The sequence below is a fragment of the Streptomyces sp. R11 genome (assembly GCF_041051905.1).
GTDB lineage: Bacteria > Actinomycetota > Actinomycetes > Streptomycetales > Streptomycetaceae > Streptomyces.
The window spans coordinates 5,902,442-5,923,352 of record NZ_CP163432.1; the positions used below are offsets into that span (position 1 = coordinate 5,902,442).

The window sequence follows — 20,911 nt, forward strand, 5'->3', positions numbered from 1 at the left end:
CCATGATCCCCACATGGACTACGAGAGGGACGCGCCGCACCCCGACCTGTCGCAGATCTCCGCCGAGGAACTCGGCGGCATGCTCGTGGAGACGTACCAGGTGGACGTCTCGGAACGGCATGCGACGACGAGATTTCGCGGAGCGATCGAGGAGGCGGCCAGGGAACGGCAGCCGCGCTACACGCCGGACGTGTGCCGCCGGCTGTTCGAGATGCTCGTCGAGACGGCCGAGCAGCGCGGCTGGGCGGACCTCACCTTCGGCCTGACCACGCTGGAGTGCTGCACCGGTCCGCTGCCCGACGTGTCCGAACCGGCCCGCCGACTGGTCGAGTTGCTGCTGGCGAAGGACGCCGTGCGACAGCCGTACGCGCTGCTCGCGGTCGCGGGGCTCGCGGACGAGGCGACACTGCGGGCGGCAAAGGAGCGGCTCTCCCAGGACGTCGGCCCTGTCGTCGCCGACGAGATCGCCGTCATCACCGCCCTCGGCCCGGCCGAGCGGGCGCGGCTGTCCGAGATCGACCGGAGCGACAGGTTCAGCTCGCCGCCGCCGTCGCTCACCGGCGCCTGGCGCAGCGCGGCCGACACCCCCGCGTACGTCGCGTTCGCCCGTCGTGCCCTGGAAACGGCGGCCGACCGCACCGACGCGATCCGGGCGGGCGAGATCCCCTACCGGGCGGACAAGGCGTTCACGGACCGTGAGGTCGTCTCGCTCGGGCAGGCGGCCAGGGTGGCGCTGCTGCGCGACGAGCCATGGCTGCCCGAGCTGTTCGACCGGCTGCTGCCCGGCGTCGCCATCGCCCCGGCGCCGGCCAGGACGGTGCCGTCACAGGCTCTCCTGTACGAACTGGTCCGTGCCGCACAGGACTTCCCCACACCCGAGCTGGTGACAGCGATACGCACCGTGCGCGGGAACGTCCGGCACGCCGGAGTCCCCAAGCAGCTCGACAAGATGCTCAAGAAGGTCGAGGCGGCCCTCGCCGAGCGCACCGAGGTGGCGCTGCGGCTGCCGAGGCTGGGGTTCGGTGACGACGGTGCGCTGCGCAGGAAGGCCGGCGACTACGAGGCCGTCGTCACCGTCGCCGAGAACGCCACGCTGAGCTGGGAGAAGGACGGCCGTCCGCTGCGCAGCCTCCCCGCGCCGGTCCGCCGTGACCACGCCGCCCTCGTCAAGGAGCTGCGCGAGCTGGTGAAGCGGGTGAACGCCCAGCTCGTGACCCTCGCCCGCGCGCTGGAGGGCGGCTTCACGGTCGACGCCGCGCACCCGTACGGCTGGTGGCGCACCGAGCTGGCCGGACATCCGCAGGCCCGGACCCTCGTACGCCGCCTGATCTGGGAGATCGAGGTCGCGCCGGGGGAGTGGCAGGCGGTGCTGCCCGAGGCGGGCGAGCTGCCCGACGCACCCGACGACGCCTCCGTACGCCTCTGGCACCCCCTGCGCTCGGCCCCGGACACCGTGCGGGCCTGGCGGGACCTGCTCACCGAGCGGCGGATCCGGCAGCCGTTCAAGCAGGCCTTTCGGGAGATCTACCTCCTCACCCCGGCCGAGGAGGAGACCCGCGTCCACTCCAACCGCTTCGCCGCGCACCTGGTCCACTACCGCAGGATGTTCGCGCTGTTCCGCGCCCGGGGCTGGACGAGCGGCCGGCTCGGCCCCTGGGACGACGGGGACGGCGACGCGGCCGAGCGCACCCTGGCGGCGGGGGAGTGGCAGGTGCGCTTCTTCCACACCTGGTACGACTGGGCCGACGGCGACGAACTGGCCTCGACCGACCAGGTCCGCTTCGCCCGCCGGGCCGAGGGTGCCTGGCGTGAGGCGCCGCTCGCCGACGTGCCCCCGCTGGTGTTCAGCGAGGCGATGCGGGACGTCGACCTGTTCGTCGGCGTGACCTCGATCGCCGCCGATCCCGACTGGACCGACGCCTGCCCCGGGCGCACCTACTGGGAACGGGCCGGCTTCGCCGAACTGACCGAGAGCGCCGCATCCCGGCGCGACGCCCTGGAGCGGATCCTGCCCCGGCTGAGGATCGCCGACCGGTGCTCGCTCGACGGCCGCTTCCTGGTTGTCCGCGGCGACCTGCGCACGTACCGGATCCATCTCGGTTCGGCCAACATCCTCATGGAACCGGACGACAGCTACCTGTGCGTCGTCCCGGCGCGGGACAAGCGGGACAAGGACGGCGGCGGAGTGTTCCTGCCGTTCGAGGACGACCGGCTCTCGCTGATCCTCAGCAAGGCGTTCCTGCTGGCCGCCGACACACAGATCACGGACGGATCGATCCTCGAGCAGATCACCCGAAGCTAAGTCGTGGCCACCGCCGCACAGGGCGAAGCCCCGAGAGCACGCACCGGACGCCGCGGGGCGCGCCCTCCGGGCGGACGACGGGACTTCGCGGACACGACCTGGCGCGCCGCGGATGGCAGGATGCCAACGACGCGACGAGAGGGGCGGGAAGGGGCCGGGCGGGATGGGGCGGAGTGAGCGGGAGGCGGTGGCCCGGGGCGGGCGGCTGAACGAGGCGGCGCAGGCGGTGGCCGATGACCACGCGCGGGCCGTCGCGGCCGTACGGCAGGCCCTGGAGCCGATCCATGACGACCTGGCGCGGCGCGAGCTGGACGTCATCCCGGTCGCCCGGCTCAAGGACGTCACCGAGGGCAGGCTGCGGCTGGGCGAGGTGGAGAAGGGCGGGTTCCGGACGGTCGGGCAGGTCCTCGACGCCGGGCCGTACCGGTTGCGCCAACTCCCCGGGGTCGGACAGCAGACCGCCGACCAGACCGTGGCCGCCGCCCGGCGGATCGCCGACGCCGTACGGGACACCATCGCCGTACACATCGACGTCGACCGGCCCGAACCCCGCACCACCGCACTGGTGATGGCGCTCGGTGTGCTGGTGGAGGCGGGCGACGAGGCGCGCCGGGCGGTCGACGCGGCCAAGGCGCTGACCGAGCGGCTCGGCCCGCTGCTGGCCGAGGCCGGTCCGGCGGCCGGGCGGCTGCGCATGCTGTTCGCCGGGCAGGCCAAACGGGACCGGGCGCTGACGGCCGTCGCCGAGATCCGCGCCCTGACCGAGCAGGCAGAGCAGGACGGTGTGCCCGAACTGCTCGCCCAGGCCTCGGTCGACCTGCTGCGCCGCCCGGAGTCCGAGGTGGCCGCCCTGGTCGACTTCGAGCTGCGCTCCGCCGACTACTACGGCCTGCTCGCCGAGCTCTCCGGCCGCGCCCCCGACCCCGCGGCGGCCGAGGGGTTCCTGCCGGACGAGGTGGCCGAGCGGGTCAGGAACCAGACGCTCGACGACACGCACCGCCGGGTCTCGCTGCGCGGCTACCAGGCCTTCGGTACCCGCTTCGCCCTCGCCCAGCGCCGGACGATCCTCGGCGACGAGATGGGGCTCGGCAAGACGATCCAGGCCATCGCCGCGCTGGCCCATCTCGCCGCCGCGGGGCAGAGTCACTTCATGGTGGTCTGCCCGGCCAGCGTGCTCATCAACTGGACCCGGGAGATCGAGAAGCGCAGCGCGCTGCGCGTGACACCGCTGCACGGCCCCGAACGGCAGGAGGCGTTCGCGGACTGGAAGGGCCGGGGCGGCGTCGCGGTCACCACCTTCGACGCCCTGCGCGGCTTTCCGGTGCCGGGCGGTGGCGAGCTGGGCATGCTCGTCGTCGACGAGGCGCACTACGTCAAGAACCCCGCGACCCGCCGCTCCAGAACCGTCTCCGAGTGGGCCGAGCACTGCGACCGCGTGCTGTTCATGACCGGTACGCCCATGGAGAACCGTGTCGAGGAGTTCCGCAGCCTCGTCCGGATCCTGCAGCCGGGCCTGGCCGAGACCGTCGACGAGCATGACGGAGTTGCAGGTTCCAAGGCGTTCCGGAAGGCGGTCGCACCGGTCTACCTGCGCCGTAACCAGCAGGACGTCCTCACCGAACTCCCCGCGCTCCAGCACACGGACGAGTGGGAGGAGCCCAGCGCGGCGGACGGGGAGGCCTACCGCGAGGCCGTGCGGGCTGGCAACTTCATGGCGATGCGCAGGGCGGCGTACGCGCGCCCGAAGCACTCGGCGAAGCTGGACCGGCTGCGCGAGATCGCCGCGGAGGCCGCCGAGAACGGGCTGAAGCTCGTCGTGTTCTCCGCGTTCCGGGACGTGCTGGCGGTCGTGCAGGAGGCGTTGGTGCTCGCGGACGCCACGGGAGCGACGGGGCCGTCGGATCCGGCGGAAGGCCGGCCGGGCAGCGGACGCCTCGACGGGCGGGTCTTCGGACCGATTTCGGGCAGCGTGCCGCCCGCCCGCAGGCAGCAGCTCGTCGACGACTTCGCCGCCGCGCCCGGCCATGCCGTCCTGCTGTCGCAGATCGAGGCGGGCGGAGTGGGCCTCAACATGCAGGCCGCGTCCGTCGTCATCCTCTGCGAGCCGCAGCTCAAGCCGACGGTCGAGCACCAGGCGGTCGCCCGCGCCCACCGCATGGGCCAGGTCCGTTCGGTGCGCGTGCACCGCCTGCTGTGCACGGGCGGGGTGGACGAGCGGCTGGTGCGGATGCTGGAGAACAAGACCCGCCTGTTCGACGCGTACGCCCGCCGCAGCGCGGTCGCCGAGTCGACACCGGACGCCGTCGACATCTCGGACATCGCCATGGCCCGCCGCATCGTCGAGGAGGAGCAGGCCCGGCTGGGCACGACCCCGGCGGAGCCCGCCACGGAAGGGGCGTGAGCGCCGGGCGGCGAGGGGTCATGACTGCCCCGTCATGACCGCCCCGTCGCCCGGCGACAAGCCTCCGCGTACGCCCGTACGAGTGGCCGCCCGGCATCCTCGCGCCGCCAGGCCAGCGCATAGCGGCTCGCCGCCAGCCCCCGCACCGGACGCGTCACCACTGAGCCCAGAGAGACCAGCGGGGTGTTGCCCGCGGCCACCAGGCACACCCCGAGCCCCGCGACCAGCGCCTCGTAGGTCTCCTCGGTGCTCGCGACCTCCGCTCCGATGCGCGGCGGGCGCCCGCCTCGCTCCTCCAGCGCCAGCCAGTGGTCACGCAACGGCCCCGCGCTCGCCGGCAGGGCGAGGAACGGCTCCTCGACCAGGTCCGTGAAGTCGACCTCCGCGCGAGCGGCCAGCGGATGGGCCTCGGGCAGGGCGACCAGTCGGGGCTCCTCGGCGACCACGGTCCAGCCGTAACGTCCGGCGTCCGGCAGCGGCAGCCACACGAACGCCACGTCGGCCTCCCCGTCCGCGAGGCCCGCCGTCGGGTCCGCCCAGCTCACCTGCCGCAGCCGCAGCACGGTCTCCGGATGCGCGGCGGTGAAACGGGAGCGGATCGCGGGCAGCAGCCCCCCGCGCCCCGGACTGGTGCTCATGCCCACCACCAGCGTGCCGCGTGCCGCCGCCCGCGCGGCCTCCAGCGCCGCCGCCCCCTCCGACCAGGCGTCCAGCACCCGCCGGGCGTGCGGCAGCAGTGCCGTGCCGGCATCGGTGAGCGTCACGCCCTGCGGCTCGCGGCGGAACAGCGCCGTGCCCAGCTGCCGCTCCAGCGCCCGGACCTGCTTGCTGAGCGCGGGCTGGGAGACGTACAGCCGCTCGGCCGCGCGCGTGAAGTGCAGTTCCTCGGCCACCGCCACGAAGTAGCGCAGGTCCCGCACATGAACGTCCATAGCCATAACCATCGGTTATCAGCGTGGGTCTTGGACGGGCAACCCCATGGCGCAGCACGCTGGTCCACATCACGGCGATACGAGGAGCTGTCATGAACAAGGTGTGGCTGATCACCGGTGCGACCAGCGGCTTCGGGCGGGCCATCGCGGACGCGGCGCTCGCCGAGGGCGATGTGGTGGTGGGTGCGGTACGGCGCCCCGAGGGCCTGGACGACCTCGTGGCCGCGCACCCCGACCAGGTGGAGGCGCTGCGACTGGACGTGGCCGAGACGGGTGCCGCGGAGGCAGCCGTACGGGATGTGATCGACCGGCACGGCCGGATCGACGTCCTGGTCAACAACGCGGGCCGCACCCACGTCGGCGCCTTCGAGGAGACGACCGAGCAGGAGCTGCGCGAGCTCTTCGACGTGCATGTCTTCGGGCCGGTCGCCCTCACCCGGGCCGTGCTCCCGCAGATGCGCGAGCGGCGCTCCGGGGCGATCGTGCAGATGAGCAGCATGGGCGGGCAGATGTCCTTCGCGGGCTTCTCGGCGTACAGCGGAACGAAGTTCGCGCTGGAGGGGCTGTCCGAGGGTCTCGCGGACGAGGTCGCCGAGTTCGGCATCAAGGTCCTGATCGTCGAGCCGGGCTCCTTCCGCACCGCGCTGTTCCAGTCGGGCCGGGCCGGGGTCAGCGCGGACAGCGGTCTGTACGCCAAGGTGAGCCAGACCCGCGGCATGGTCTCCGGCGGCGACGGCACCCAGCAGGGCGACCCGGCAAAGGCGGCGGCGCTGATTCTGGCGGCGCTGGAGGCCGAGGACACCCCGCTGCGGCTGCCGTTGGGCGACGACGGGGTCAGTGCCGTGCTCGGCCACCTCGACCAGGTCCGCGACGACGTCCTGACCTGGGAGAAGCGCACGCGCGCCACGGCGTTCGACAACTGACCGGGCTCGCCGGGGAGCAGGATTCGAGGACGGCCGGTCCGTTGGCCGGCCGTCCTCGCCTGCCGCGGCGCGCCCGGCCGAGTTGGCCGTGCACGGCCCTTGTGTAATTCCTGTGGAGCCCTCAATCTTTCGGCTGACGCACAGGTGCGGCAACACGCGGAATTGACATGTCCCTGCCTCTCTCTCGTCACTTCCATGCACCCGTGCACCCCCCACCAGCGCACCACCGATCGAGGAGGACCCCTCAGATGGCAGTGATGCGTAACTCCCGCAGAGACACCCGGCGAAGACTGTCCGCGCTCAGCATGGCGGCCACCGCGGCCCTCGCCGCGAGCCTCGTCTCCGCACTCCCCGCCGCGGCCGCTCCCGAGGGCCGTATCCAGTACGCGGGCGCGGCCAACGCCGTCGCCGACAGCTACATCGTGACCCTCAAGGCGGACCACGCCCGCTCAGGCTCCAAGGCGGGGCGGACCCTCGTCGAGGGGTACGGCGCCGGTATCGAGCGGACGTACAAGAAGGCCCTCAACGGCTACGCCATCGAGGCCTCGGAGGCGGAGGCCAAGGCACTCGCCGCCGACCCGGCGGTCGCCTCGGTCGTCCAGAACCGCACGTTCAGCATCGACGCCACCCAGACCAACCCGCCCTCCTGGGGCCTGGACCGCATCGACCAGAAGAACCTGCCGCTCAACAGCTCGTACACCTACCCGGACTCGGCCGGCCAGGGCGTGACCGCGTACGTCATCGACACCGGCGTCCGCATCACCCACGGCGACTTCGGCGGCCGTGCCTCCTACGGCTACGACGCCATCGACAACGACAACACCGCCCAGGACGGCCACGGCCACGGCACGCACGTCGCCGGCACCGTCGCGGGCAACGCCTACGGTGTCGCCAAGAAGGCCAAGGTCGTCGGCGTCCGCGTGCTGAACAACTCCGGTTCCGGTACGACCGCCCAGGTCGTCGCCGGCATCGACTGGGTCGCCCAGAACGCCGTCAAGCCGGCGGTCGCCAACATGTCCCTCGGCGGCGGCGCCGACACCGCACTCGACACGGCCGTACGCAACGCCATCGCCTCCGGCATCACCTTCGCCGTCGCGGCCGGCAACGAGTCGACCAACGCCTCCACCAGGTCGCCCGCACGCGTCACCGAGGCCATCACGGTCGGTGCGACGACCTCGACGGACGCCAAGGCGAGCTACTCCAACTACGGTTCGGTCCTGGACCTGTTCGCGCCCGGCTCGTCCATCACCTCGGCCTGGAACTCCAGCGACTCGGCGACCAACACCATCTCCGGTACGTCGATGGCGACCCCGCACGTGGCGGGCGCGGTCGCGCTCCACCTCGCCGACAACCCCTCGGCCACCCCGGCCCAGGTCGCCTCGGCGCTGACGTCCGCCGCCACGACCGGCGTCGTCACCAGCCCGGGCACGGGCTCGCCCAACCGGCTCCTGTACGTCGGCGGCGGTACGACCACCCCGCCCGGCCCGCGCTTCGAGAACACCGGTGACTACGCCATCGCCGACAACGCCACGGTCGAGTCCCCGGTGACCGTCTCCGGCGTCTCGGGCAACGCGCCCGCGGCCCTGCCCGTCGAGGTGCACATCGTCCACACGTACATCGGCGACCTCCAGGTCCAGCTGATCGCCCCCGACGGCACGGCGTACACGCTGAAGTCGTACGGCACGGGCGGCAGTTCGGACAACATCAACACCACGTACTCGGTGAACGCCTCCTCGGAAGCAGCGGCCGGCACGTGGAAGCTGCGCGTGAGCGACAACGCGAACTACGACACCGGGCGGATCGACGCCTGGGCGCTGCAGTTCTGATTGCGGATCAGTAGTCCTCCTCGTCCTCGCGGTACGGCTCCGGGTCCGTGACCCAGCCGGCCGCGAGGACGAGCCGTGAGTGACGGTGCAGGGCGAGGAAGCCGAAGGGGCGGTCGTAGACGGCCTTGACGGTGGTGGTCACCCAGCGGACAGGGGGCGGGGCGCCGCCTGCGACGCCGGCGAAGGCCGTCACCGCGGCCGCGCGGAAGCCCAGCTCGCCGAACCTCGCCATCGTGGACTGCCGGGCCGACCCGATGGCCAGGGGAAAGTCGCTGATGCCGGGAAAGTGACCACTGTTCGTGTCCATGGCCATCGCCAGGCCGAACACCCGGTGCAGCTCGAACAGATCGTGGTACGCGTCCATGTCGAACGCCACCGTCTCCACCTCCAGCGTCGGCGGTACGGGTCGGGTGTTCCGCTGCTTCACGACCGACAGTCCCGGCCCCACTTGCCCGTAGGGCAGTCGGGACCCCGGCACCACCGCGTACCTGCGCTGCAGGATGTCCACCCCTGCCCCCAGCACCTCCCCGGCCGTCATCCCCTCCTCGCCGAGCAGCAGATGGACGTCGATCGCGTTGTCGCCCAGGACCTTCAGTTCGGTGACATGGCCCGCCGGCGTGTCGGCGACCCCGACCCGGTCCAGCAGTGTGCTCCTGCGGTGCAGGCCCAGCAGTGTGCGGTCGCTCCAGGGGCCGGCCTCCGGCGCCGTCGGCCAGTCCCTGAAGCGCCGCAGCCACTCCGTACGCAACGCCAGCGCACTCGCCAACACCATTTCGGTGTCCCGGTCCAGCAGCACCGGCATCCCGTCGATCAACCCACCCGTCCGCTTCACCGCCCACGCGTCCAGCGCCGCCCTGTCGGCCTCCGCATTCCCCGTAAGCACCCCGTGCGCCTGCGCGGGAAGCCCCGCCTCCCACCGCTCCCGCAGCTCCAGCGTCCGCTTGGTCCACAACCCGAGCGCCGAGTCCAGCCCCCGCATCGCGCCCATCGCGTCCAGCAACTCCCGCGCCGCGCCCGCGGCTTCGTCCGCCGGCAACCCCACCGCGTCGGCCAGCTCCTCCCGCGCCGGGCCGCCCGCCCCGTCCGCCAGGAAGGCGAGGAGCGGCCACACACCCGCAGCCGAGAACACCGTGCCGCCCTCGGAAGCCGACGCCCACCGAGCCGTCAGCCCGTTGACCGCCCGAACCGTCGCATTCGTGACCCGCACCACGTCCCCCATCGCCGCACCCCACGCTTACGATTCGCCCAGTCGTACGCCAGTTCCCACCACCCGGCACCGCCGCCCGAACGCAGGAGCACGGTACTCGTGTCCACACCTCCGCCTCCCGGACCCCACCAGCCACAGGGGTCCCCCGGGCAGCCCCAAGGGCCGTACGCGCAGGGCCAGTACCCGCCGCCGTACCCCTACGGACCACCCGCTGCCCAGGGGCCGTACCCGTACCACCCCTACGGCACGTACGGCCGCTCCGTGCCTGTCAACGGCGTGGCCATCGGTGCCCTCGTCCTCGGCATCCTCTGCTTCCTGCCGGCTGTGGGACTGGTGCTGGGGCTGATCGCGCTGGTGCAGATCAGGCAGAGCGGCGAGCGCGGCAAGGGCATGGCGGTCGCCGGTTCCGTGCTGTCCTGCGTCGGGCTCGTGCTGTGGTCGCTGCTGGTGTCCACGGGCGCCGCCTCCAACTTCTGGGACGGCTTCAAGGGCGCCGCGAGCGGCGAGGGCACCGCTTTCGCGCTCGCCAGGGGTGACTGCTTCAACTCCTCGACCGGCAGCCTGGAGGGCGAGACCTACGACGTCGACGAAGTGCCCTGCGACGATCAGCACGACGCCGAGGTCGTGGCCGTCGTGAAGGTGCCGGACGGCTCCTTCCCCGGCGACGACGAGCTCGCGGATATCGCGGACGACAAGTGCTACGAGCACGCGGGCCTCTACGCCTTGGACGCCTGGGCCGTCCCGGACGGCGTGGACGTGTACTACCTCGTGCCGACCCGGCAGAGCTGGCGCTTCGGAGACCGTGCCATCACCTGCATGTTCGGCAGCACGGACGGCAAGCCCCTCGCCGAGTCGCTGCGCCGCGACTACATGACCCTCGACGGGTACCAGGTGAGGTTCCTGTCGGCGTCCAACATCATCGACAACGTCCTGTACGAGGAGCCCGAGGCCTACCCCGAGGAGGACCTGGCGGCGAACCGGGCATGGGCGAAGGACGTCCACCGCGTCCTCGGCGAGCAGATCGAGAAGCTGCGCACGCAACCCTGGCCGGAGGACGCCAAGGCGCCCGTCACCGAGTTCCTCGCGGAGATGGGGGACTCCCGCAAGGAATGGGGCAAGGCGGCGGCGGCCGACGACGCGGACACGTTCTACGCCCACTACGAAAAGGCGTACGGCTTTGTCGACGGCGCCACGACCGTCACCGCGCGCAAGGCTCTGGGCCTGGACACGACCGTGCCGACGTACGAGGACGACTCCGACAGCGGCGGCGAGGGCGGGAGTGGGGGCCGCCTCGATGTGTGAGAGCGCCCTATACGGAAAGAAACTGCCTGGGTAAAGCCCACCCCGGGCACAAGTCATCACATCGAGTGATTCTCTGGCCTTTGCTTGCACGGGACAACCCACGGTTGCCACGCTGTTGCTGTCTGTACAACCTGATGGGAGCGGCCAGTGACTTTCGGTGAGCAGCCGGCGTACCTGCGCGTCGCGGGTGATCTCCGCAAGAAGATCGTCGACGGTTCGCTGCCACCGCACACCCGGCTTCCGTCCCAGGCCCGGATCCGTGAGGAGTACGGGGTCTCGGACACCGTCGCCCTCGAGGCGCGCAAGGTGCTGATGGCCGAGGGGCTGGTCGAGGGCCGCTCCGGTTCCGGGACGTACGTCCGCGAGCGTCCCGTGCCCCGCCGGATCTCCCGCTCCGGCTTCCGTCCGCCGACCGGCGCCACGCCCTTCCGCCAGGAGCAGGCCGACGGCGAGACGCGCGGCACCTGGGAGTCCAGCAGCGCCCAGGCCGAGGCCAGCGTCGCCGTCGCCGAGCGCCTCGGCATCCGCCCCGGCGACCGTGTGATGTGCACGAGGTATCTCTTCCGGGACGCCGGTGAGGCGATGATGCTCTCCACCTCCTGGGAGCCGCTCGCCGTCACCGGCCGTACGCCCGTGATGCTGCCCGAGGAGGGCCCGCTCGGCGGCATGGGCGTCGTCGAGCGCATGGCGGCCATCGACGTCGTCGTGGACAACGTGACGGAGGAGGTGGGCGCCCGCCCCGGCCTCGCGGAGGAGCTGCTGACGCTGGGCGGCGTCCCCGGTCATGTCGTCGTGGTCATCCAGCGCACCTACTACGCGTCCGGCCGTCCGGTGGAAACGGCGGACGTGGTCATTCCGGCGGACCGCTACCGCGTCGCTTATCACCTACCGGTGAAGTAGCGCACATGTTCGTGAAGTAGCGCACACCTCCACGGCAGTTGCCCCCGGCAAAGCCTCAACTCCCACCCCATCACCCGCCGTTGCAATCTGGCCGTTTACGCAGGTCGTCGCGGGCGTGTGCAGCATGCCCGCGACCGGATGCATCGACGTCTCCGCACGGCGCATTCGATGCCGTGCGCCCCCTGCGACTTGGCTGGTTGCGTACCTCTTTGTGAAAAGGCGTATTCGCTGCGTAAAGGTTAGGCGTAGGCTCGGGCATATGCGGATTGCGGTTTCCTTAGCGGGCGGGGCACGGCACAGGCCGCGAGCGGGACTCGGGCGGTCGTGGGCGGGAAGGAGCAGTGGAGCGCGATGAACGACAGCACGATCACTCTTCCTTGGCTCGTGGTTCGGCAGGACGACAACGGCAATCGCTACCGCGTGGGCCGGTACGCAACGCGGGCGGAAGCCCAGAAGATCGCGGACAGCCTCGACAGTCGGGGGCACAAACAGCTGTATTGGGTCGAGCGCATCGCTCAGAACGGCGACAGCGGGGACCACTGAACTGCTTCTGCGCTCCCGTAGGCTCCGGCGCATGACGGAACGGATCGTGGTCGGCGCCGCATTGCTGGAGGCGGGACGTCTGCTCGCCGCGCGCCGCAGTGCGCCCGAGGAACTGGCCGGGCGCTGGGAGTTGCCCGGCGGCAAGGTCGAGCCCGGCGAAGCGCCCGAGGCGGCGCTCGTGCGCGAGCTGCGGGAGGAACTCGGCGTGGCCGCCGAGGTGCTCGAGCGGGTGCCGGGGGCATGGCCCCTGAAACCCCCCTACGTCCTGCATGTGTGGACCGCCCGCCTGCTCCCCGGCTCCGGGGACCCCGAGCCCCTCGAGGATCATGACGCGCTGCGCTGGCTGGGCGCGGCGGAACTCTGGGACGTGGACTGGCTGGACCAGGACGTGCCGGCGGTCCGGGAGGTCGCGGGACGGCTGGACGACGGGGCGTGCGAGCCGCAGGTCTGAGTCACCGGCCGAGCGGCCGACCCGAGGTCCCGAAACGGACCTGACAGGCTGACAGGCCGGATCACGAACGCCGTTGAGCGGCGTTGGGAACTCCCCGACGGCCTACCCGCTCGCACGGTACTGCCCTGTGAATATCGGGTATGTGCCAATCAAACCTATGAAACCGGACATGGGTGAGCTCGCTGGCCCGGGATGTGATCGGCGTGATCGACTCCGATGGCGACTGCGCCGAGTGGACCTTCCCCGCGGAGGCGGGTGCCGTCCGCGCGGCCCGCGCCGCCGTACGCGGCCGACTGCGCGAGTGGCGCCTGGACAGCCTCGCCGACGTCACGTCGCTGCTGGTCAGCGAGCTGGTCACCAATTCCCTGCGGCACGCCACCGGCCCCATCGGCGTACGCCTGGTGCGCCCCTCCGGCCTCGACGGGGTCCTCAGGGTCGAGGTCTCCGACCCTCTTCCGGACCCGCCCCGCGAACGGGTCGCCGACCTCGAGGACGAGAGCGGCCGCGGACTTCAGCTCGTGGCGCACTCCTCGCGCCGATGGGGAACCCGACCCGGCCGGAACACGGGCAAGACGGTGTGGTTCGAGCTCGCGGTACCGAAGTGACCCCCCGGCTCCCTCGGGTATGCGCACCCCTGCCTTTCGAACGAATGGTTCAGGCCAGTGGCAGTTGTCGCGATGCGTGATTCGACTGCGTGTCCGCTGGTTAGAAGACTGGAAGTGTTTCCGCTGCCGGGACCGAAAACCATCGGGAACGTGCTGTGATCGTGAACACCGTGTTGTGCGGGGCCGTAGTGCTGGATACTGCGGGCAGCCGCCACCCGGTGACCGGTGCCGGGCGCGGTGAGCTGGAGGGGACGGTTCGCGTGAGCGAGATACCAGCGAGGGCCTCGGGGTCCGACGACCCGTCGGACGGCGCGAGGGCTAAGGCCGCGGGAGAGGGGGCCCACGACACACGGGCCTCCCACAGGACAGGCGTCTCCCGCGACACACAGGGCTCGCAAGCCTCGCCGGACACACAGGCATCTCGCGACACGTTCGCCTCCGACGAGGCCCGCCCCGGTGACCCCGTCTGGCAGAGCAGCCCGCCCGGCTCGATCTACGACTACATCAAGGTCGCGTCCTTCTCCATCGGCCCCGACGGCCTGGTCGACCAGTGGAGCCTGCGCGCCGAGCAGCTCTTCGGCATACCGGCCGAGCGGGCCGTCGGCATGGATCCCATCGAGGCGTTCATCGACCCCGACCTGCGCGAGCAGGGCCAGCGCAAGATGGCCGAGATCCTGGACGGACGGGAGTGGACCGGCGTGGTCCCCTTCCGGATGCCGCAGGACGCCGAGGACCGGCCCGGTCAGGACGGCCTCGCCGAGGTGTACGTCATGCCGACGCGGACCGAGGACGGTGAGAAGGCCGCCGTCTGCATCGTCGTCGATGTCCGCACCCTGCGTCGGATGGAGACCGACCTCGCCGCCTCGCAGGCGATATTCGGTCAATCTCCGTTCGGCTTCCTGCTGATCGACCCCGACCTGCGGGTGCGCCGCGCCAACCAGCGGTTCGCCTCCCTGTTCGGCGGCACGCCCGACGACCATCGCGGCAACGGCGTCCACGACTATCTGCCGCGGCCGGAGGCCGAACGTGTCTCGGCGACCCTGCGCCGAGTCCTGGAGAGCGGCGACTCCATCACGGACATGCACGTCACCGGCTTTCTGCCCGGTTCGGACGAGCGCCGCCACTGGTCCGTCAATCTCTACCGTGTGCGCAGCGGCAGCGGGCGCCCCATCGGCATCGCCTGGCTCGGAACCGACATCACCGCCCGCCGCGCCGCCGCCCGCGAGGCCGCCGCCGCCCGGCGGAACCTGGCCCTTCTGAACGAGGCCGGTGCCCGCATAGGCAACTCCCTCGACCTGGAGACGACGGCCCGCGAACTCCTCGACGTCGTGGTCCCCGGCTTCTGCGACCTGGCCACCGTCGACCTCTACCAGGGCCTGCTGGCCGGCGACGAGACCCCGCCCGGCCTCGCCGACGGCAGCGCTGAGCTGCGCCGGGTCGCCTTCGCCAGCGCGGTCTCCGACGCGCCCTTCGTCGGTGGCGGCACCCCCGTCGCGGTCGGCGCCGTCCACCACTACCCCTTCAACTCGCCCTGCGCGGACGCCCTGCGCACCGCCCGGCCGCAGTACGTGCCCGGTGAGGAGGGCGGCCTCGTGCAGTCCACGCTCGCGGTGCCGATGGTCGCCCACGACACGGTCGTAGGACTGGCGCAGTTCGCCCGTACGAAGGGCAGTGAGCCGTTCGGCGACCGGGACCGCGATCTGGCGGTCGAGCTGGCGGCGCGTGCCGCCGTGTGCATCGACAACGCACGCCTGTACCGGCGCGAGCACGAGCGGGCGCTGATACTGCAACGGTCCCTGCTCCCGCCGGGCGACCCGGTCGCCTCCGGCCTGGACATCGCGTGCCGCTACCTGCCGGGCAACTCGTCCGCCGACCGGCCCAGCGAGGTGGGCGGCGACTGGTTCGACGTCATCGAACTCCCCGGGCACCGCACGGCGTTGGTGGTGGGCGACGTGATGGGCCGCGGGCTGCGTGCCGCCGTCGCGATGGGTGAACTGCGCTCCGCCGTACGGACGCTGGCGTTGCTGGACCTCGAACCGGCCGAGGTGCTCTCGGCGCTGGACGAGATCGCGCGCGGCCTCGGAGCGCCCGGCGGCGTCCAGCAGGCCACCCGAGCGGCCCGCCGCCCCCGGGAGGCGGACCTGTCCGAGGTGTACCTGGCGACCTGCGTCTACGCGGTCTACGACTCCGTCACGCGCCGCTGCACCTTCGCCAACGCCGGGCATCTGCCGCCGGTCCTCGTCGAGCCGGGCGAGGACGCGCTGATGCTGGACGTGCCGCCGGGGATGCCGCTCGGTGTGGGCGGGGAGCCGTTCGAGGAGGTGGAGGTCGAGCTGCCGGAGGGCGCGCTGCTGGCGCTCTACACGGATGGACTCGTGGAGTCCCGCGACCACCCCCTGGACGAGGGCCTCCAGGCCTTCGTCGGCGCACTCACCGACCCCTCGCGCCCCCTGGAGGACGTCTGCGACCACGTCCTCAACACCCTCGACACCCACCACGGCGAGGACGACATCGCGTTGCTGATGGCACGTGTCCAGGGGCTGCCGGCCGACTCGGTCGGCGACTGGACCCTGCCACGCGAGCCGCGCAGCGTGGGCCGCGCCCGCGAGTACGCCCGCGGCCGGCTCCTGTCCTGGGACCTGGAACCCCTGGTCGACACGACGGAACTCCTGGTCAGCGAACTGGTCACCAACGCCCTGCGCTACGGCGAGGGCGAGATCCGACTCCGCCTCCTCCTCGACCGCACCCTGGTCTGCGAGGTCTGGGACTCCGGCCTGGTCCAGCCCCGACGCCGCCGCGCCCGCGACACCGACGAGGGCGGCCGGGGCCTCCAGCTGGTCGGCCTCCTCAGCGCCGCCTGGGGCTCCCGCCGCACACCGCGCGGCAAGACGGTCTGGTTCGAACTGCCCCTGCCGGACGGCGAGAACGGCCTCACGGATCCGGCGGAGGCGTTGCTGAGCCTGTTCTGAGGGGTGCGGGGGCGAGGGGCCTGGCCGAGCGAGCTCACGCCCGGTCCGTGTCGCCCCGGCGCCCTCGGGTGCGTGGACCGCCGAAGGCTGCCGGTGGGGCGGTGCCCGGGTCCCCGCCGAGGAGGACGCCGCCCAGGAGTGCGCCGGCCAGGCCGGTGATGTCGTCGGTGGGGCCCGCGATGGGATTGCCGTGGAGGCGGATGTCCTGTTCGGCGAGGGCTTGGGCCTGTTGGGCCAGGGTGTCGGACGTAAGGAGGTCGGCCGGGGATGGCGGCGGTGTCCGGCCGGTAGGGGTGGACAGCGGGGGAGTGAGCAGTCGCCGGGCCTCCGCCAGGTGGGTGCGGGCCTCGCTGCCGACCGCTGCGCGATGCGTCGCGACGACGTCGTCCGCGTCGGCGACGGCACTGCGTGCGCAGAGCAGGGCGGCGGCCGCGATCACCCCGGCCCGCCCCGCGGCGACGGGCACGACGGCCTGCACGATCCGGCGCAGCACGTCGAGGGGGTCGTACGGCCCGGAGGTCAGCTGTTCTCGTACGAGGGCCAGGACGACGTCGGCGTGCATGACGCGGGCGCGCAGCTCGCCGGGAGGGACGTCCAGATACGGGTCTCGCGGCCCCGTCAGCGACTCCCGCGCCCCGGCGATCTCCACCTCGCCGCCGGTCAGCGCGGCCGGCACCGTGGCCGCGGCCGTGGCGAGGTCCTCGGCGAGCCGTTCCACGCCGTCGATGAAGACGGCGGCCTGGGCGATGGCGCCCTCGGCGGCCCGCAGCCGGCTCGCGGCCCGCTCGTTGTCGCCCGAGTCGGCGGCCTGGCGGGCGTGGTTGAGACGCGTGGTCGCGAACACCAGCCGGTCCTTGGCCTGCTCGACATGCCCCGCGACGGCGTCCGTGGCGGACGGAGCGTACCGCTCGCCCAGCTCGCGCAGGGCCGCGTCGGCACCCCCGGTACGCCCGGTCAGCTCCCGGAACCGGCCCTCGGCGACGACCAGGGCATGCCCCAGCCCTCCGCCCAGGCCCTGCTCCAACCCCCGTTCCTGATCGAGCGCGGCGGCCTGCGCGTCCAGCAACCGCCCCGCCTCCTCACACCGCCCGACGATCCCCGCGAGCGCGTGCCGCCGAGCCGCGGCCTCCCGCGGAACCCCGCCCTCGTACTGCCACCGCATGCGAAAGGCGACCGCCAGCTCGGCCTCGGCGTCCCGGAGGGCCCGAGCGAAGGGTTCGCCCCGTCCGACCTCGTCGACGTCCTCGACGCGCCCGGCGTGCGCGAGATCCTCCAGCTCGAACCGCCCCTCGACGAACCCCAGCTCCTCCCAGCCGACGCGCACCCAGTCGTCGGCCGCCACGAGCAGCGCCCGAGCCCGTTCATCGAGCTCCCCGACCGGCTGCTCGGCCTCGCCCCGACCCGCCGCCCCACCGGGTGTCGTACGCTCCCGCGCCCGCCGTCTGCGCCGCAGGAACCCGTACCCCGCGAGCACCGTCGCGGTGACGACGGCCAGCATCGGCACCACCAGATCCGTGCCCGACGTCCCCTCGTCCTCCCCTTGAGCCACCGCACCGGCGACCGGCCGGTCCGTCCCGCCCGCAACCGGGCCCCCGGCACCGACCGTCATCCCGGGCAGCACCAGCCACACCACCCCGACCAGCCCGCCCACCAGCGCATGCGCGACCCGCACCGATATGTGCGAACCACCGCGCCGCGCCCGGCCCCGGATCGAAGATGACGTCACATTTCGGAGCGTATGAGCAGGAATGCAGGGGCGCGACCGGGGTGCGTCAGGGGTGGGGTGGAGTGACGTGCGAGTTTCCCGGCGGAGCCGAGGGCGGGCACCCTACGAGGACCGCCTCCCGATCTTCGACCCCAGCCACACCAACGGGTCGTACTTGCGGTCGACAGCCCGCTCCTTCAGCGGGATCAGCGCATTGTCCGTGATCTTGATGCCCTCGGGGCAGACCTCCGTGCAGCACTTGGTGATGTTGCAGTAGCCGAGGCCGTGCTCGTCCTGGGCCGTGGCCTTGCGGTCCAGGCCCGTCTCCGCGGCCGCGTCGAGCGGGTGCATGTCGAGTTCCGCGACCCGCATCAGGAACCGCGGGCCCGCGAACACCGGCTTGTTCTCCTCGTGATCGCGGACGACATGGCAGGTGTCCTGGCACAGGAAGCACTCGATGCACTTGCGGAACTCCTGCGAGCGGTCCACGTCCTCCTGCATCATCCGGTACTCGCCGGGGCCCACACCCTCGGGCGGAACGAAGGACGGAACCTCGCGCGCCTTGGTGTAGTTGAAGCCGACGTCCGTGACGAGGTCCCGCACCACCGGGAACGCCCGCAGCGGCGTCACCGTGATCGTTTCCTCCCGGGTGAACACCGACATCCGCGTCATGCACATCAGCCGCGGCCGACCGTTGATCTCCGCGGAGCACGAACCGCACTTGCCGGCCTTGCAGTTCCAGCGGACGGCGAGATCGGGGGCCTGGGTGGCCTGGAGGCGGTGGATGATGTCCAGGACCACCTCGCCGTCGTTCACCTCGACCTCGAAGTCCTCCAGGCCGCCGCCCTGCACATCGCCGCGCCACACCTTGAAGCGGGCCTCGTAGCTGCTCACTGGTAGAGCTCCTCCTCGGCGAGGTACTTGACCAGCTCTTCCTTGTCGAAGAGAGCCAGCAGGTCCGATCGGACGGGGTCGGTGGTCTCCCGCAGCAGGTTGATCTGGCCGCGTTCCGGGTCGGTGGCGGCCAAGCCGCCCGTCGGATCGGCCAGTTGGCACAGCAGGTTGATGTTGCGCCACTTGCGGTCCATCGTCGGATGGTCCTCGCGGGTGTGCCCGCCGCGCGACTCCGTGCGCTCCAGTGCCGCCCGCGCCACGCACTCGCTGACCAGCAGCATGTTGCGCAGGTCCAGGGCGAGGTGCCAGCCGGGGTTGAACTGGCGGTGACCCTCGACACCGGCCCGGCGGGCCCGTACGCGCAGGTCCGCCAGCTTCTCCAGCGCCTGCTCCATCTCGGCCTCGCGGCGGATGATCCCGACGAGGTCGTTCATGGTCTGCTGGAGTTCCTGGTGGAGGGTGTACGGGTTCTCCGGCGGGCGCCCGTCGTCCGCGCCCCCGGTCGGTCCCTCCGCCGAGAACGGCCGCAGCGCCTCCGCGGCCGCCGTGTCCACCTGGAGGTCGCTGACCTCGGGGCGTTCGAAGGCCTGCGCCGCCGCGTACTCGGCGGCGTGCCAGCCGGCCCGGCGGCCGAACACCAGCAGGTCGGACAGCGAGTTGCCGCCGAGCCGGTTCGAACCGTGCATGCCGCCGGCCACCTCACCCGCCGCGAACAGCCCCGGTACCCCGCGCGCCGCCGCCGTGTCCGACTCGACCGCGATACCGCCCATGACGTAGTGGCAGGTCGGCCCGACCTCCATCGCCTCCGCGGTGATGTCCACGTCCGCCAGCTCCTTGAACTGGTGGTACATGGAGGGAAGGCGACGGCGGATGACCTCCGCCGGCATACGGGTGGACACGTCCAGGAAGACCCCGCCGTGCGGGGAGCCCCGCCCCGCCTTCACCTCGGAGTTGATCGCCCGCGCCACCTCGTCGCGAGGCAGCAGCTCAGGAGGTCGCCGGTTGTTGTCCGGGTCCTCGTACCAGCGGTCGCCCTCCTCCTCCGACTGGGCGTACTTCTCCTTGAAGACGTCGGGGATGTAGTCGAACATGAACCGCTTGCCCTCGGAGTTGCGCAGCACCCCTCCGTCGCCGCGCACCGACTCCGTGACCAGGATGCCCTTCACCGACGGCGGCCAGACCATGCCCGTCGGGTGGAACTGCACGAACTCCATGTTGAGCAGCGGCGCGCCCGCCAGCAGCGCCAGCGCGTGGCCGTCGCCGGTGTACTCCCAGGAGTTCGACGTCACCTTGAAGGACTTGCCGATGCCGCCCGTCGCGACGACGACGGCGGGGGCGTCCAGGACGAAGAAGCGGCCCGTCTCGCGGTCGTAGGCGAAGACCCCGGAGACCCGGGAGCCGTCCTTCAGGATCCGGGTGACCGTGCACTCCTGGTAGACCTTGAGCCGGGACTCGTAGTCCCCGGTCTCCTTCTTGTCCTCCTGCTGCAACGACACGATCTTCTGTTGCAGCGTGCGGATCAGTTCCAGTCCGGTGCGGTCGCCGACGTGCGCGAGGCGCGGGTACTCATGGCCGCCGAAGTTGCGCTGGGAGATACGGCCGTCCTTCGTACGGTCGAAGAGCGCGCCCCAGGTCTCCAGCTCCCACACCCGCTCCGGCGCCTCCTGCGCGTGCAGCTCGGCCATCCGCCACTGGTTGAGGAACTTGCCGCCGCGCATGGTGTCGCGGAAGTGGACCTGCCAGTTGTCGTGCTCGTTGGCGTTGGCCATGGCCGCCGCGATGCCGCCCTCGGCCATCACGGTGTGCGCCTTGCCGAACAGCGACTTGCAGATCACGGCGGTACGGGCGCCTCGCTCACGTGCCTCGATCGCCGCACGCAGGCCCGCGCCCCCGGCACCGACCACGACGACGTCCCACTCCTGCCGTTCGACCACGGACATCTGTTCAGTCC

Annotated in this window: 15 protein-coding genes; 10 read left to right on the forward strand and 5 right to left on the reverse strand. The window is 71.9% G+C overall.

Going from position 1 to position 20,911, the window contains the following annotated elements; translation table 11 throughout:
* Positions 1–13: 13 nt before the first annotated feature.
* Positions 14–2,302, forward strand: coding sequence for a DUF4132 domain-containing protein (locus AB5J55_RS27420; RefSeq protein ID WP_369273183.1), 2,289 nt, complete (start codon positions 14–16; stop codon positions 2,300–2,302).
* A gap of 163 nt (positions 2,303–2,465) precedes the next feature.
* Positions 2,466–4,703, forward strand: coding sequence for a DEAD/DEAH box helicase (locus AB5J55_RS27425; protein ID WP_369273184.1), 2,238 nt, complete (start codon positions 2,466–2,468; stop codon positions 4,701–4,703).
* A 32-nt stretch (positions 4,704–4,735) separates the two neighbouring features.
* Here AB5J55_RS27425 and AB5J55_RS27430 read toward each other — a convergent pair whose 3' ends face one another.
* Entirely contained in the window at positions 4,736–5,641 is a 906-nt protein-coding gene (locus AB5J55_RS27430) for a LysR family transcriptional regulator (RefSeq protein ID WP_369273185.1), read from the reverse strand.
* Positions 5,642–5,727: 86 nt separating this feature from the next.
* Between AB5J55_RS27430 and AB5J55_RS27435 the strand changes: the two genes are divergently transcribed.
* Entirely contained in the window at positions 5,728–6,558 is an 831-nt protein-coding gene (locus tag AB5J55_RS27435) for an oxidoreductase (RefSeq protein ID WP_369273186.1), read from the forward strand.
* A 248-nt stretch (positions 6,559–6,806) separates the two neighbouring features.
* Complete coding sequence (locus AB5J55_RS27440; RefSeq protein ID WP_369273187.1) at positions 6,807–8,384, forward strand: S8 family peptidase; 1,578 nt, start codon at positions 6,807–6,809, stop codon at positions 8,382–8,384.
* Positions 8,385–8,391: 7 nt separating this feature from the next.
* Here the strand turns inward: AB5J55_RS27440 and AB5J55_RS27445 are convergent, their stop codons facing one another.
* Positions 8,392–9,603 carry a serpin family protein gene (locus AB5J55_RS27445; protein WP_369273188.1) on the reverse strand — a complete coding sequence of 404 codons (1,212 nt, stop codon included), beginning with the start codon at positions 9,601–9,603 and terminating at the stop codon, positions 8,392–8,394.
* A gap of 87 nt (positions 9,604–9,690) precedes the next feature.
* Between AB5J55_RS27445 and AB5J55_RS27450 the strand changes: the two genes are divergently transcribed.
* The 6 genes from AB5J55_RS27450 to AB5J55_RS27475 all read left to right on the forward strand — a co-directional run bounded on the left by AB5J55_RS27450 (position 9,691) and on the right by AB5J55_RS27475 (position 16,361).
* Complete coding sequence (locus tag AB5J55_RS27450) at positions 9,691–10,893, forward strand: DUF4190 domain-containing protein (protein WP_369273189.1); 1,203 nt, start codon at positions 9,691–9,693, stop codon at positions 10,891–10,893.
* 147 nt (positions 10,894–11,040) lie between these two features.
* Positions 11,041–11,793: a GntR family transcriptional regulator gene (locus tag AB5J55_RS27455; RefSeq protein ID WP_369273190.1), complete on the forward strand. Its 753-nt coding sequence runs from the start codon at positions 11,041–11,043 to the stop codon at positions 11,791–11,793.
* 351 nt (positions 11,794–12,144) lie between these two features.
* On the forward strand, positions 12,145–12,336 hold the full coding sequence (locus AB5J55_RS27460; protein WP_328879534.1) for an SPOR domain-containing protein: 192 nt from the start codon (positions 12,145–12,147) through the stop codon (positions 12,334–12,336).
* Between the two features lie 31 nt (positions 12,337–12,367).
* Positions 12,368–12,787, forward strand: coding sequence for a (deoxy)nucleoside triphosphate pyrophosphohydrolase (locus tag AB5J55_RS27465; protein WP_369273191.1), 420 nt, complete (start codon positions 12,368–12,370; stop codon positions 12,785–12,787).
* Positions 12,788–12,960: 173 nt separating this feature from the next.
* Positions 12,961–13,392, forward strand: a complete 432-nt coding sequence (locus tag AB5J55_RS27470; protein ID WP_369273192.1) for an ATP-binding protein — start codon at positions 12,961–12,963, stop codon at positions 13,390–13,392.
* 260 nt (positions 13,393–13,652) lie between these two features.
* On the forward strand, positions 13,653–16,361 hold the full coding sequence (locus tag AB5J55_RS27475) for a SpoIIE family protein phosphatase (protein WP_369273193.1): 2,709 nt from the start codon (positions 13,653–13,655) through the stop codon (positions 16,359–16,361).
* A 34-nt stretch (positions 16,362–16,395) separates the two neighbouring features.
* On the opposite strand, the gene AB5J55_RS27480 is transcribed toward AB5J55_RS27475, so the two are convergent.
* From AB5J55_RS27480 to AB5J55_RS27490, 3 genes are all read right to left on the reverse strand, one after another.
* Positions 16,396–18,087, reverse strand: coding sequence for a hypothetical protein (locus AB5J55_RS27480; RefSeq protein ID WP_369273194.1), 1,692 nt, complete (start codon positions 18,085–18,087; stop codon positions 16,396–16,398).
* A 102-nt stretch (positions 18,088–18,189) separates the two neighbouring features.
* Entirely contained in the window at positions 18,190–18,960 is a 771-nt protein-coding gene (locus tag AB5J55_RS27485) for a succinate dehydrogenase/fumarate reductase iron-sulfur subunit (protein WP_369273195.1), read from the reverse strand.
* Positions 18,957–20,900, reverse strand: coding sequence for a fumarate reductase/succinate dehydrogenase flavoprotein subunit (locus AB5J55_RS27490; RefSeq protein ID WP_369273196.1), 1,944 nt, complete (start codon positions 20,898–20,900; stop codon positions 18,957–18,959). The genes AB5J55_RS27485 and AB5J55_RS27490 overlap by 4 nt, the downstream gene beginning before the upstream one ends.
* Positions 20,901–20,911: the final 11 nt, after the last annotated feature.